13 protein-coding genes are annotated in these 12,944 nt (G+C 65.8%); 6 read left to right on the plus strand and 7 right to left on the minus strand.

The genetic code is table 11. The annotated features are described in order from the left end of the window. Window positions 1-112 precede the first annotated feature (112 nt). The 3 genes from AACH10_RS22335 to AACH10_RS22345 all read left to right on the plus strand — a co-directional run bounded on the left by AACH10_RS22335 (window position 113) and on the right by AACH10_RS22345 (window position 3,944). Window positions 113-1,033: a tyrosine-type recombinase/integrase gene (locus AACH10_RS22335; RefSeq protein WP_341412741.1), complete on the plus strand. Its 921-nt coding sequence runs from the start codon at window positions 113-115 to the stop codon at window positions 1,031-1,033. A gap of 10 nt (window positions 1,034-1,043) precedes the next feature. Further along, a complete protein-coding gene (locus AACH10_RS22340; RefSeq protein WP_341412742.1) occupies window positions 1,044-2,294 on the plus strand; it encodes an IS91 family transposase in 1,251 nt (416 codons plus the stop codon). Between the two features lie 450 nt (window positions 2,295-2,744). Next, window positions 2,745-3,944, plus strand: a complete 1,200-nt coding sequence (locus tag AACH10_RS22345) for a hypothetical protein (RefSeq protein WP_341412743.1) — start codon at window positions 2,745-2,747, stop codon at window positions 3,942-3,944. Window positions 3,945-4,233: 289 nt separating this feature from the next. Here AACH10_RS22345 and AACH10_RS22350 read toward each other — a convergent pair whose 3' ends face one another. After that, the gene (locus AACH10_RS22350) at window positions 4,234-5,337 is read right to left on the minus strand and encodes an IS110 family RNA-guided transposase (RefSeq protein ID WP_341412744.1); all 1,104 of its coding nucleotides are present in this window, start codon (window positions 5,335-5,337) and stop codon (window positions 4,234-4,236) included. A gap of 210 nt (window positions 5,338-5,547) precedes the next feature. On the opposite strand from AACH10_RS22350, the gene AACH10_RS22355 reads away from it, so the two are divergent. Together AACH10_RS22355 and AACH10_RS22360 are read left to right on the plus strand one after the other, a co-directional pair. After that, a complete protein-coding gene (locus AACH10_RS22355; protein ID WP_341412745.1) occupies window positions 5,548-6,573 on the plus strand; it encodes a YaaC family protein in 1,026 nt (341 codons plus the stop codon). 261 nt (window positions 6,574-6,834) lie between these two features. Beyond that, the gene (locus AACH10_RS22360; protein WP_341412746.1) at window positions 6,835-7,122 is read left to right on the plus strand and encodes a type II toxin-antitoxin system VapC family toxin; all 288 of its coding nucleotides are present in this window, start codon (window positions 6,835-6,837) and stop codon (window positions 7,120-7,122) included. Window positions 7,123-7,133: 11 nt separating this feature from the next. Here AACH10_RS22360 and fdx read toward each other — a convergent pair whose 3' ends face one another. The 6 genes from fdx to AACH10_RS22390 all read right to left on the minus strand — a co-directional run bounded on the left by fdx (window position 7,134) and on the right by AACH10_RS22390 (window position 12,129). Further along, window positions 7,134-7,529, minus strand: coding sequence for an ISC system 2Fe-2S type ferredoxin (fdx, locus tag AACH10_RS22365; protein ID WP_341412747.1), 396 nt, complete (start codon window positions 7,527-7,529; stop codon window positions 7,134-7,136). Between the two features lie 79 nt (window positions 7,530-7,608). Beyond that, on the minus strand, window positions 7,609-9,522 hold the full coding sequence (gene hscA, locus AACH10_RS22370; RefSeq protein ID WP_341412748.1) for a Fe-S protein assembly chaperone HscA: 1,914 nt from the start codon (window positions 9,520-9,522) through the stop codon (window positions 7,609-7,611). A gap of 30 nt (window positions 9,523-9,552) precedes the next feature. Then, window positions 9,553-9,876, minus strand: a complete 324-nt coding sequence (locus AACH10_RS22375) for a HesB/IscA family protein (RefSeq protein WP_341412749.1) — start codon at window positions 9,874-9,876, stop codon at window positions 9,553-9,555. Window positions 9,877-9,894: 18 nt separating this feature from the next. Beyond that, window positions 9,895-10,314, minus strand: coding sequence for an iron-sulfur cluster insertion protein ErpA (erpA, locus tag AACH10_RS22380; RefSeq protein ID WP_341412750.1), 420 nt, complete (start codon window positions 10,312-10,314; stop codon window positions 9,895-9,897). 34 nt (window positions 10,315-10,348) lie between these two features. Continuing rightward, entirely contained in the window at window positions 10,349-10,783 is a 435-nt protein-coding gene (gene iscU / locus AACH10_RS22385) for a Fe-S cluster assembly scaffold IscU (protein ID WP_341412751.1), read from the minus strand. Window positions 10,784-10,905: 122 nt separating this feature from the next. Beyond that, window positions 10,906-12,129: an IscS subfamily cysteine desulfurase gene (locus tag AACH10_RS22390; RefSeq protein WP_341412752.1), complete on the minus strand. Its 1,224-nt coding sequence runs from the start codon at window positions 12,127-12,129 to the stop codon at window positions 10,906-10,908. A 259-nt stretch (window positions 12,130-12,388) separates the two neighbouring features. On the opposite strand from AACH10_RS22390, the gene AACH10_RS22395 reads away from it, so the two are divergent. After that, window positions 12,389-12,913: a hypothetical protein gene (locus AACH10_RS22395; RefSeq protein ID WP_341412753.1), complete on the plus strand. Its 525-nt coding sequence runs from the start codon at window positions 12,389-12,391 to the stop codon at window positions 12,911-12,913. Window positions 12,914-12,944: the final 31 nt, after the last annotated feature.

Raw genomic sequence — 12,944 nt, forward strand, 5'->3', positions numbered from 1 at the left:
CGCTCATTTACGGTGATGGGAATTATGACCGCGGGCGGCGGGCTGGTCGGCTGAACAGATGGCGCGCACCCTTGATGCGCAGGCATGTGCCTGTGTGATCAAGGAGATGGCGATGACGCCCCTGAGACAACGCATGCTCGATGCCATGGTGCTGCGTGGCTTTGCAGCGCGCACGGTGGAGGCCTACATCCACGCCATGGTCGGGCTGGCCAAGCACTACCGCTGCAGCCCTGATCTGCTCAGCGCGCAACAGGTGCAGGACTACATGCTGCACTTGCACCGCGATCGCAAGCTGTCGTTCTCCAGCGTCAACCAGGCCGCCAGCGGCTTCAAGTTCTTCTACGGCACGGTGCTGGGGCGGGATCTGCGCGGGTTCGACGTGCCGTTCGCCCGCGTACCGCAGCAGGTGCCCGAGTTGCTGTCACGCCAGGAGGTGGCAGCGCTGCTGACCCACGTGCCGCACGTGACGGCCGGCACTTTCCTGCGCCTGGCCTATGCCACCGGCCTGCGCCTGAACGAGTTGTGCCACCTGCGCTGGCGCGACGTGCACGCCGAGGTCGACCGCATGTGCATCCACGTGCGCCAGGGCAAGGGCGGCAAGGGCCGGCTGGTGCCGCTGACGCCCGACACGCTGGCCGTGCTGCAGCAGTGGCGCGCGCTGCAGCCGCCTCGCCCGGCTGAACCACTCGTGCCCGACACGCCCGACTGGGTGTTCACCGCCCGCACCGACCGAGCCCTGCCGCTGCATGACCAGAGCCCGCAACGCTGGTATCGGGCCGCGGTGACTGCCGCGGGCATCACCAAGCACGGCGGCGTGCACACGCTGCGCCACTGCTACGCCACGCACCTGCTGGAGGCGGGCGTGGACGTTTACTCGCTGCAGCAGTGGCTGGGACACCAGCATGTGCAGACCACCGCGCGCTACCTGCACCTGGTGCGGCCGGATGCTGCCGTGGGCGCGCGGGGTGCCTCGCTGGCACTGTTGACGGCCCTGCCGCTGACGGAGCCCGCGGCAATGGCCGAGCCCGCCTGACGCGCCGCGCGTGCCCACCACCCTTGCCGAGGTGCTCAGGCGCTTCGGCCCCGCCGTGCTGGCCCAACGCCATGCCGAGGGACGAGAACTCGCGCCCGTACAGGCCCGCGCCTGGGCCGCCATCACCCAGTGCCGCACGCCGGCGCTCGGCGGTCAACTGCTGCGCTGTGACGGCTGCCAGGCCGAGCAATGGCGCTGGCACGCCTGCCGCAACCGCCACTGCCCGCAGTGCCAGACCCGACAACGCGAGGCTTGGCGCCGCGCACGCGGGGCCGAGTTGCTCAACGTGCCGTACTGCCATCTGGTGTTCACGCTGCCGCATGAGCTGAACCCGCTGGCCGCCGCCCGCCCGCGCTGGCTGTACGACACGCTGCTGGACACCGTGGCCAGCACGCTGACGACGTTTGCGGCCGATCCCAAGTGGCTGGGCGGCACCGGCGCCTTCACACTGGTGCTGCACACCTGGGCGCAGGACCTGAGCCGCCATCTGCACGTGCATGTGCTGATGGCCTGCGGCGCGCTGAGCAGCGATGGGCAAGGCCAGCCGCATTGGCAGACCCCGAGGCGCAGCCCCACCTTCCTGTTTCCGGTACGCGCGCTGTCGCAGGTGTGGCGCGCACGGTTCATCGACACCTTGGTGCAGGCCCAGAGCAGCCCGCGCCCGTGCGTCGATGCCACGGGCCGGCCGATGCCATTGCCCCTGCAGGCGCTGTGCACTAAGCCGTGGGTGGTCTATGCCAAGACGCCGCTGGCCGGCCCGGCGGCGGTGCTGGACTACCTGAGCCGCTACACCCACCGCACCGCCATCGGCAACGAGCGATTGCTGGGCATCCATGGCGACCAGGTGCGGTTCCGCACGCGGGTAAACCGCAAGCATGCGGCGGCGGACGCCGCTGCCCGCGCCACCACGGCCACCAACCAGCCGCGCAGCCGGGTGACGCAACTGCCAGGCCCGGTGTTCATCGAACGGCTGTTGCAACACGTGGTGCCGCGCGGCTTCAAGCGCATCCGCCACTATGGCCTGCTGGCCCCGGCCGCCAAGCGCAGCAGGCTGGCCTGCGCCCGGGCGCTGCTGGGAATGCCGGCCGTCCACCCCGAGGTGAGCGAAGACGTGGCCCAGTTCATGCGCCGCGTCGCCGCCGTCGACATCCAGACCTGCGCCCACTGCGGGCAAGGCCGATGGCACGCGGTGGCGTGCCAAGCCCCGGAACAGGCGATGCCCGTCCACAACCTCACCCATGCGCCACGGGGACCGCCCTGATGCCCAGGCGCACTGCCATCGACGCCTATCACGGCGGCGGCTCGTGCCGGCGCTGGGTATGCCTGTGCGCAACGGCCTGGGCGCAAGCCTTGTCATCGCAAATCGCGGTCAGATCAAGGCAGGGCGCGGCTGGTCAGCGAAGCAAAACCCACAGAATCGGGTATCGAGAAACCCGGTCATCCTTCGTGTGCCCCAATCGCGCCATTGCCCGATCACCGCGCTGACCTTACATTCCCCTTCAACCGTCGGCGCGGCGGTCAAGTCCAACGAGGTTTATCCGCCGCGACCCACACCGCGCTCCGAGGCTTGCTCGGCGACGCGGCTGATAAACGCTATTCGTTAGGCATCACTTGACACGTTGATAGTCATGAGGTTCCTATTCCCAAATGACCTGCTTGCGCGGTTAGACTCTTGCGCCAGAGATGAGCTGCTTTCAGAAGGGAGTTGTCTATGAGCGCCAACCGGAAGAAAACGTGTTTTGTCATCTCCCCCATCGGTGGAGAGGGCACGGACGTACGGCAAGGAGCCGATGATTTTCTAGAGTTGCTTGTTGCACCTGCTTTGGAGAAATACACATTCGAAGTTATACGCGGCGACAGAATTGCGAACTCTTCAACCATTACAAGCGACATCGTCCGACTGGTGCAAGAGTCGGACCTTTGTATCATTGACCTCACGGGCAACAACCCAAACGTGTTTTACGAGTGTGGACGCAGGCACGAGACCGGTCGACCATTCATTCAAATGGTTAGTCGAGCCAGCGAAACGCCGCTCCCCTTTGACGTCTCGGGCATTAGGACAGTCACCTATGATCTCACCTCACCGAGAGCCGTGCTCGATTCGCAACGAAAGCTTCAAGAGTTCATAGATGCGCTGGTCGCATCCGGCTTCGAGGCTGGCTCAAGCGGCGAGTCTCTTTCGTCTCTGGCGCAAGCGATTGAAAGAATCGAACGCAAGGTCTCTGCTTTGCTTTCAAGCCCGCAAGCAAGTCAACACTCGAGAGAAAGTGAGTCGGGGGACGACGATATTGACATTAAGGACATTGTGGCTGGCCCACAGGAGGGCTTCTTGCGGGCTTTCAAGCGTGGAGACATGGATCGCGCCCTCGGCCAGCTTGCGCGACTGAAAAAGGCGGTTTCACCGTTGGAGTACTTGTCTGCACTTGCGCTTGTCGTGTCTGTTGGCAATGAGCGCGCCTTCGAGTTGATGGATGAAATCAAGGAATCGATCTTGAAGCGGCCAGAAGACTTTGTCGATCGCGACAAGATGATGACTGCCATAGGGCAGGCACTACAGAGTTGCTTTACGAATACCGGCGATTTAGAAAGGGGCATGCAATTCATTGAGGCACTCTGTAGCCGGTTGCTGCCTGAAGATGCGTTTGAGAGGAAGACCAAGGCGTTCATTGCAAATAAAGTCGGCATGGTGGCCTGGGCAGCTGATCAGTACGACAAGTGCATTCAGTTTACAAAGCTCGCTCTTGACTTTCACGATGAGCCGGCATACGCATACAACCTCTCGCTGGTCTATGACCATCTGGACAGGGATACGGAGCGAGATGCGGCGCTGAAGAGACTTGCGGCCATGCCAAATCTGGATCCGGATCATGTTCGAATGCTTCGTAAGCATGGTATGCAGCCGGGTAGGTGATGCCTAACCCCTCTACAGGGACTCCCCTCCGCGTCAACGAATCAAATTGAATTTTCTGATTTGATTCCCACGCCGAATGCGATGCGCGTTGACGCCACCGACAAGGAACAGACTGCACATCTACAGGCGGGCTTGTTTCGGTCAATGCCGAGGCCCCAGATACGAACCGCTCGGCAGGGCTCCATTCGCTCAACGTGCACGAGGCACTTGCGAGTTATCGAGCTTGCCTGCCGCCGGTCTGACCTGTGGTGATATCTGCGCTTCGCGTCTGCGGGTGGAAATGAATCGGTCAGCTGCTCAGCGGGCCGGCCCTTGGCTGAGCATGCAGCGAGGCGCCGGCTTCAGGCAGATGATTGGGATCGAACGCATCGTCGCGCGTGAGCACTGCCCACAGAATGCGCGCGTTCTTGTTAGCCAGCGCCACCACGGCCTTCTGCCAGCCCACGCGCTCCTTCAACTGCACCAGCCACTGGCTGATGCGGTCGCTGTGCTTTCCGGCGGTCATCACCGCCGACTTGGCGCCCTGGATCAGCAGCGTGCGCAGGTAGTCGTCGCCGCGTTTGGTGATGCGCCCCAGGCTGGCCTTGCCACCGGTGGAGTTCTGACTGGGCACCAGCCCCAGCCAGGCACTGAACTGCTTGGCGCTGGCGAACTGCTTGAAGTCGGCCACGCTGGCCACCAGGGCCGATGCGCCGATCGGTCCGATGCCGTGCAGCGCGGCGGCCTTGGCGGCGCGCTCATCAGTGCGCACGTGGGCCTGGATTCGCTCGTCGCACCACTTCATCTGCAGATCCAGGTCGATCCAGTGAAGGTGGGCACGCTGCAGCACCATGCGCGCGATGCCAGTCAGCTCGCTGCTGGCGTCTTCGATGACATCGGCCAGCACCTTGCGCAGCGCCTCAGGGCTTTGCGGGAACACCAAGTGAAACTCGGCCAGCACGCCGCGGATGCGGTTGATCAGCGCCGTGCGCTCGGCCTTGTAGCCATCGCGCAGCCGGTGCACGCTGAGCTGCCCTTGTTGCTCGGCCGTCTTCACCGGTACGAAACGCATGTGCGGCCGGCTGGCCGCCTCGCAGATCGCAGCCGCATCGTTGGCGTCGTTCTTGCCGCTGCGCCCGGTCATGCGGTACGGGGTGACGAAGTGGCCTGCGATCAGGCGCGCATCCAGCCCCAGGCGCTGCAGCGCACGGGCTGCAGCGTGCGCGCCGCCGCACGCTTCCATCGCCACCAGGCAGCCCTTGGGCAACTCGGCGCACCAGGCATAGAACCGGTCCGGGGCCAGCGGCTTGGCCAGCAGCACTCGGCCAGAGCGGTCCACCGCATGCACCTGATAGACCCGCTTCGACAGGTCAACCCCTACCCGCGCAACACAACCCCAGGTAACCTCCGCCATGACTTCCCCTATCCGTTCAGATTGAACTTCCGCAAGCAGTCAATCTTGGTACCTCGATACCGTCTCAGGACTGGGGAAGTCCCTTCGTATTCGCTCAACCGAACCGACCACAGCGTGCCGCCGTCCAGGCCTCCATTTCATTCTGGCCCAGCCGTCGTCACGCTGTGGCGCCCCGGTTAGCTCAAACGTTAGGCCTGAAGACATTCGCGCATGGCAACAACCGACATCAACTACAAGAACAGGGCGCTCACGCTGCATAAATCAATCACCGCGCCGCATTTCAATGAGCGTACGGTGTTGGCGACAAGCACCTGGGACTATGTAGATCTTTGGCTAAAGCGAAACAAGAAAGCCGAGGCCAGATTCTTCTGGAATCAGTCGCGCAGCTTCTACGAAGCCACACTTGCACTTCCCAAAACTTCAGCGCCACTCACTGCTTATTACTGCTTCCTCAATGCAACGAAGGCGCTACTTCTGACAAAGGGAGGTCAGTTCGGTGATCAGCATGGCGTCTCAGGATTTACCGCTCAGGGCCCGACCGCTTTGTCGAACGAGCGAATCAAAATCAAGAGTGGCGGAGTCCTCCCTGCACTCTGCCAACTGTTTGGAGAGCAAATCGACCCGCAGCGGGTATACACGCTCAAAGACATTCTCTATAACCTACCTTACATCCACAGAGCGTTTAGCCTTACATTCACCGACACTGAATTGTTTATTCCAATCTGGAACCCAAAAATTGTCCGATCAACGCAAACGCATGAGGCTTGGTTGGTTGCGGAACTTCAGGGTAAGTACGCGAACGTAAACACAATCAACAAGCTACCTGCAAGCTTTGAGCGTGATCTTGGCGCACCCGATAAATTCTTTATTCGAAGCAAGCATCGCTTTGACTGGCGCCCTCGCCAGAAGACCGAAAGCTTGAATCGCTACAAGACATTTCATGCGCGCCTGCGTAGGGAAATTGTTTACATACATGCGGGAAGCAACAGGTGGTATCTTCGGCGTGGGGGTATCGCAGCCGGCGCCATAGACAGACACTGCCTTGCTCTCACGTTCGCAGCCATGCATAGACTCTCAGAGTTGTCTCGCTACTCACCTGACAAGCTGGCAAAGCACTTTGATTGCCAGCACAACTGGCTTCTATCAGAGTTCATCGCTTCTGCGCCCACCCAATTCCTCGACTCAATATCGTCGGAAATCACTGGCCATGAATTCTTCGCGCCAGAGCGTCTATGAAAATGGCCTAACTGGGCTACAGGGACTCCCCTTCGCGTCAACGGATCGAATTGAATTTCCGATTTGATTCCCGCAGCGAATGCGATTCGAGTTGACGCCACCGACAAGGAACAGACTGCACATCTACAGGCGGACTTGTTTCGGTGAATGCCGATGCTCCAGATGTGAACCGCTCGGCGCGGTCCCATTCACGCGTCGGGCATCGCGTCTCTGAGGATTGCCGTGTTTGGCTGCGGCTGGTGGCGTTCTGGCGGTGAGTCCTTGTTTGAAGTCATCTACACCGAGCTGCTGATACCGGGGCCTGACCCCGGGGCGCTGGACGCTTTGCTGGACGTCTACGACACGTTGCGCACACCCATCCCGTGGCCGGCATCTGCGCTCACTGCGGCCGCTTACCGGGTTTGCCGGCGCAATGGCGATGCCAAGACCAAGCCGCTGCCCGACTTCTTCATCGGTGCGCATGCGGCGGTGGCCAATCTCAGCGTGCTCACGCGCGATCCGCGACCCTACCGCAACTACTTTGCGCGGCTGAAGGTCATCGCGCCCTGAGGCGTGGCGCCTCAATGCTCCCGCGCGTGGTTCTTGGTGTAGCGCGGCAGTTCCACCACCAGCGCCGGGCCCTTGACCTTCACGCAGCACGACAGGCGTGACTGCGCGTCCAGGCCCCAGGCCTTGTCGAGTTGGTCTTCCTCTTCGTCATCGGCAGCGTTGACGAACTCGGCGCCTTCGCGCAGGTGCACGTGGCAGGTGGCGCAGGCGCACACCTTCTCGCAGGCGTGCTCGATGGCGATGCCATGGGCCAGCAGTTCGTCCACCAGCTTCTTGCCCTGGCGGGCGTCGAAGCTCAGGCCCTCGGGGCACAGGTCGGGGTGCGGCTTCACCGTCACCCGGGTGGTGGGCTTGGCCACCGCGGTGGCGTCGGCCTTGGCTTCGGGGGCGGGGGTGTCGGTGCTCATGTTTTGGCCTTCCGGTCACTGCGTGACCACCTCCCCGAGGGAGGACAAACGCCGCCTTCGGGCGGCCGGGCGGCGGCGTTCAAGCTGCCATCTGCTCCAGGGTGCGGCCAGACAACGCCTCGCGCACGCGCTGGTCCATGCGCGCGGCGGCAAACGGCGTGGTGGCGCGGTTCAGCGCCTCGGTGGCGTCGCGCAATTCCTCGCGCAGCGCCTTCTGCTCGGCCAGGGTCTGGCCTTCGTTCTCGGCGGCCTGGGCCAGTGCATCGGCCACGCCCTGCATCGCGCGCAGGATCTGAAACTGCTCGGGGCTGCTGAGCAGGCGCTCGCCGTCCTCGTGCAGCGCGGCGTCCACCGCATCCAGCAGGCGGCGCGCGTCCACCTCGGCCTCGCGCAGCATGCGTGCGGCGGCATCGGCCTCGGCGCTGCCCATGGCGTCCTGCAGCATGCCGGCCACGGCTTCGGTGGCCAGGCCGTAGCTGGGCTTCACCTCGATGTGGGCGCGCGCGCCCGACACCTGCTCCACCGCGTTGACGCTGAGCAGGCCGTCGGCGTCGATCTGGAACGTGACGCGGATGCGCGCGGCGCCGGCCACCATCGGCGGAATGCCGCGCAGCGTGAAGCGCGCCAGGCTGCGGCACTCGCTCACCAGCTCGCGCTCGCCCTGCACCACGTGCAGCACCATGGCCGTCTGCCCGTCTTTGAAGGTGGTGAAGTCCTGCGCGCGGGCGGTGGGCACGGTGCTGTTGCGCGGAATGATCTTTTCCACCAGGCCGCCCATGGTCTCCAGGCCCAGGCTCAGCGGGTTCACGTCCAGCAGCAGCAGGCCGTCGTCGCTGCGGTTGCCGGCCAGCTGGTCGGCCTGGATGGCGGCGCCCAGGGCCACGGCCTGGTCGGGGTCGATGCCGGTGAAGGGCTCGCGGCCGAACAGCTCGGCCACCAGCGCACGCACGCAGGGCATGCGCGTGCTGCCGCCCACCAGCACCACGCCGTCCACCTCGGTGGCTTTCAGCTTGGCGTCGCGCAGCGCGCGCTTGGTGGGAGCCAGCGTGCGCTCGAGCAGCGGGCGGGTGATGCGGTCGAAATCGGCACGGGTCAGCGGCCAACTGGCGATGCGGTCGGCGGTGCTGCCGTCGCGGCGCTGGCACACCATGGTGCCGCTGTCGCAGTCGGTCAGGGCCTCCTTGGCGCGGCGCGCGGCGGCGTGCAGCGCGGCCATGTCGTCGGGGCCCCAGTTGCCGGTCTGGTCGGCAAACCAGGCGGCCAGCGCATGGTCGAAGTCGTCGCCGCCCAGCTGGGCATCGCCGGCCGTGGCCACCACCTCGAACACGCCGCGCTGCAGGCGCAGGATGCTCACGTCGAAGGTGCCGCCGCCCAGGTCGTACACCACGTACACGCCCTCGGCGGCCGACTCCAGGCCGTAGGCCACGGCCGCGGCGGTGGGCTCGTTCAGCAGGCGCAGCACGTTCAGGCCGGCGCGCTGGGCGGCATCCTTGGTGGCCTGGCGCTGGGCATCGTCGAAGTAGGCCGGCACGGTGATCACCGCGCCCACCAGTTCGCCGCCGAGTGATCCTTCAGCCCGCTCGCGCAGGACGCGCAGCACCTCGGCGCCCACGTCCACCGGGCTCTTGCTGCCGGCCCGGGTGCGCACGCCCACGGCACTGTCGCTCAAGGCCACCAGCGGGTAAGGCACCGTGCCTTGCGCCACATCGGCCAGTGCGCGGCCGATCAGGCGCTTGGCCGAGGCGATGGTGTTGGCGGGGTCGGCGGCGGCATAGGCCATGGCCGCCGCCCCCACGGTGAGCACGCCGTCTTCACCGTAGTGCACCACCGACGGCACCAGCAGGCGGCCGTTCTCGTCGCCCAGCACGGTGGGCAGGCCGCTGCGCACGGTGGCCACCAGCGAGTTGGTGGTGCCCAGGTCGATGCCCACGGCCAGCCGGTGCTGGTGCGGCGCCGCGCCGCGTCCGGGTTCGGCAATCTGCAGCAAGGCCATGGCTGGCGCTCCCGGTGGCGTGTTGAAGGGTCAGACCGCGAACGATTCGCCGCAGCCGCAATTGGCCGTGGCGTTGGGGTTGTTGAACTTGAACCCCTCGTTCAGGCCTTCGCGCACCCAGTCGAGCTGGGTGCCGTCGATCAGCGGCAGGCTCTGGCCGTCCACCAGCAGCTTGACGCCCTCGGTCTCGAAGGTCAGGTCTTGCGGCGAGGCTTCGTCGGCAAATTCCAGCGCGTAGGCATAGCCCGAGCAGCCGCTGGTCTTGACGGCCAGGCGCAGGCCCACGCCGCCGCCACGCTTGTCGAGCGCCTTGCGGATCTGCACGGCGGCCTTGGGGGTGACGCTGATGCTCATGGTGGGTCTCCCGCGGCTTCAGACGCTGAAGCTGCTGCCGCAGCCGCAGGTGCTGGCGGCGTTGGGGTTGCGGATGACGAAGCGCGCGCCGTCGAGCTTGTCTTCGTAGTCGATCTCGGCGCCCATCAGGTACTGCAGGCTCATGGCATCGACCACCACGGTGATCGGGCCCTTGCTGACGCGCAGGTCATCGGCCTTCTGCTCATCGTCGAAGGCAAAGCCGTACTGGAAGCCCGAACAGCCACCGCCGGTGACGAAGATGCGCAGCGCGAGGTTGGGGTCGTTCTCCTCGGCCAGCATCTCGGCCACCTTGGACACGACGGCCTCGCTGATGTTGAGCGGATCGCTGCCTTCGGGCAGCACCACCGGCATCGGCGGGGCCGTGGTGGCGCTGCTGCTGCAAGACGATGACGAGGCGTGGGACTGGCAGGCGGACATGGATCTCTCTCCGAAGGATGTGGACGGGGGCGGTTCAGTTCGCGGTGGCCGGCGCGCAGGCGGTCTTCTCGACCGCGCCATCGCTGCCCACCGCGCGGTTGCGGTAGTCGGCCACGGCGGCCTTGATGGCGTCTTCGGCCAGGATGGAGCAGTGGATCTTCACCGGCGGCAGGGCCAGCTCTTCGGCGATGGCGGTGTTCTTGATGGCCAGGGCCTGGTCGAGCGTCTTGCCCTTGACCCACTCGGTGACGAGTGAGCTGCTGGCGATGGCCGAGCCGCATCCATAGGTCTTGAAGCGAGCGTCCTCGATCACGCCGGTGCTGGGGTTCACCTTGATCTGCAACTTCATCACGTCGCCGCAGGCCGGCGCGCCCACCATGCCGGTGGCCACGCCTTCCTCGGCGGTGTCGAAGCCGCCCACGTTGCGCGGGTTCTCGTAGTGCTCGATGACTTTGTCGCTGTAGGCCATGGGGAAACTCCTGTGATTGAGGTTGCGGTCTGGCTGTTAGCCAGCGAACGCCACGGATCCGGCTTTGCCGGGCCGTCGGCGTTGCCCCCTTGAGGGGGCGGCCGAAGGCCGTACGGGGTGGTCTAGTGTTCTGCCCACTGCACGCTGGCCAGGTCGATGCCGGCCACATGCATGTCCCACAGCGGGCTCATGGCGCGCAGGCGTTCCACGGTGTGGCGGGTGTGGGCGATGGCGGCGTCCACGTCGGCCTCGGTGGTGAAGCGGCCCACCGAGAAGCGGATCGAGCTGTGCGCCACCTCGTCGCTCAGGCCCAGCGCCCTCAGCACATAGCTGGGCTCCAGGCTGGCCGAGGTGCAGGCCGAGCCGCTGCTCACGGCGATGGCCTTCATGCCCATCAGCAGCGATTCGCCCTCGACGAACTGGAAGCTGATGTTCAGGTTGTGCGGCACGCGACGCTCCAGGTCGCCGTTGACGCGCACCTCCGGAATGCCCTGCAGGCCAGCCAGCAGGCGGTCACGCAGGCTGCGGATGCGCTCGTTCTCGGTGGCCATGTGCTCCTTGGCCAGGCGGTAGGCCTCGCCCATGCCCGCGATCTGGTGCGTGGCCAGCGTGCCCGAGCGCATGCCGCGCTCGTGGCCGCCGCCGTGCGTCTGCGCCTCGATGCGCACGCGCGGCTTGCGGCGCACGTACAGCGCGCCGATGCCCTTGGGTCCATAGGTCTTGTGCGCCGACAGGCTCAGCAGGTCCACCGGCAGCGTGTGCAGGTCGATGGCCACCTTGCCGGTGGCCTGGGCGGCGTCCACATGGAACAGGACTCCCTTGCTGCGGCAGTACGCGCCGATGGCCGGGATGTCCTGGATCACGCCGATCTCGTTGTTCACGTACATCACCGAGACCAGGATGGTGTCGGGCCGCACGGCGGCCTTCAGCACATCCAGATCCAGCAGGCCGTCCGCGCCGACGTCGAGGTAGGTCACCTCGAAGCCCTGGCGCTCCAGCTCGCGCATGGTGTCGAGCACGGCCTTGTGCTCGGTCTTCACGGTGATCAGGTGCTTGCCCTTGGCGCTGTGGAACTGGGCGGCGCCCTTGATCGCCAGGTTGTTGCTCTCGGTGGCGCCCGAGGTCCAGACGATCTCGCGCGGGTCGGCGCCGATCAGCGCGGCCACGTGTTCACGGGCGATCTCCACCGCCTCTTCGGCGGCCCAGCCGTAGGCGTGGCTGCGGCTGGCGGGGTTGCCGAAGTTGTCGTACAGGTAGGGCACCATCACTTGCACCACACGCGGGTCCACCGGTGTGGTGGCCGCGTAGTCCAGATAGATCGGCCTGGTGATGGGGGCGTCGGTCATCGATCGTGCTCCGGCAAGAGGGGGTGGAAACAGCGGACTCGGCAGGTTCATCGCATGGACCGTGCCAGTGGCCCGCCGGGCCGGCCGGGCTGCGCGAAGTGCTGATGGATCAATGACTTGGCGCAAGACCCTGGGCGATGCGCCGGTGTTGCCGGCGCGTGCGGCGCCGTTGGCGGGCTGTCGGTTTTGTCGTCATTCCGACGCGTGGGCGGTGGCACAGCCTTCGCTTGCAGGGGTGGCAGATCCTGGGAGACCGACCATGAACCTGAGCACCGGTGAAGCCTCCGACGCATTCTTCGGGGGCGAGGTGAGCGAGGCCGTGCGCGTCTTGCTGCACCAGGCTGCCGGGGCCGCGGCCGACGAGCGCGGCGCGCTGCTGTGGACGGCGCAGGCCATCGCGCCGGACGCACTGGCCGTGTATTACGCGCTGTACAAGTTCCACGCCGGCCGGCGTGAGTTCGAGCAGGCCGAGCGCGCGGCGCTGCGTGGCCTGCAGGCCGCGGCGCTGCAGGCCCGGCTGCCGTCCGACTGGCAGGCCGTGGGGCCCGGGTGCGGGGCCGACTTCCACGCCGACGGGCCGGCGCGGTTCTGGCTGTTCACGCTCAAGGCGCTGGCCTTCATCCGCCTGCGCAGTGGCCAGCCCGAGGCGTCGCGCCTGCTGCTCGACCACATCGAGCGCCTGCAGCCGGGCTCACGCGTGGGGCATGAGGTGATCGGTGCGATGGTCAGCGCGGCGCTGGGTGGCGCGACGCCCGGCGGGACACCCCCTGGTGCGGCGGCCTGATGAGGCGCACTGCGTGCCGGTGGCGCCGGGG

The organism is Pseudaquabacterium inlustre (assembly GCF_038066595.1).
In the GTDB taxonomy this organism is placed as follows: Bacteria; Pseudomonadota; Gammaproteobacteria; order Burkholderiales; family Burkholderiaceae_C; genus Pseudaquabacterium; species Pseudaquabacterium inlustre.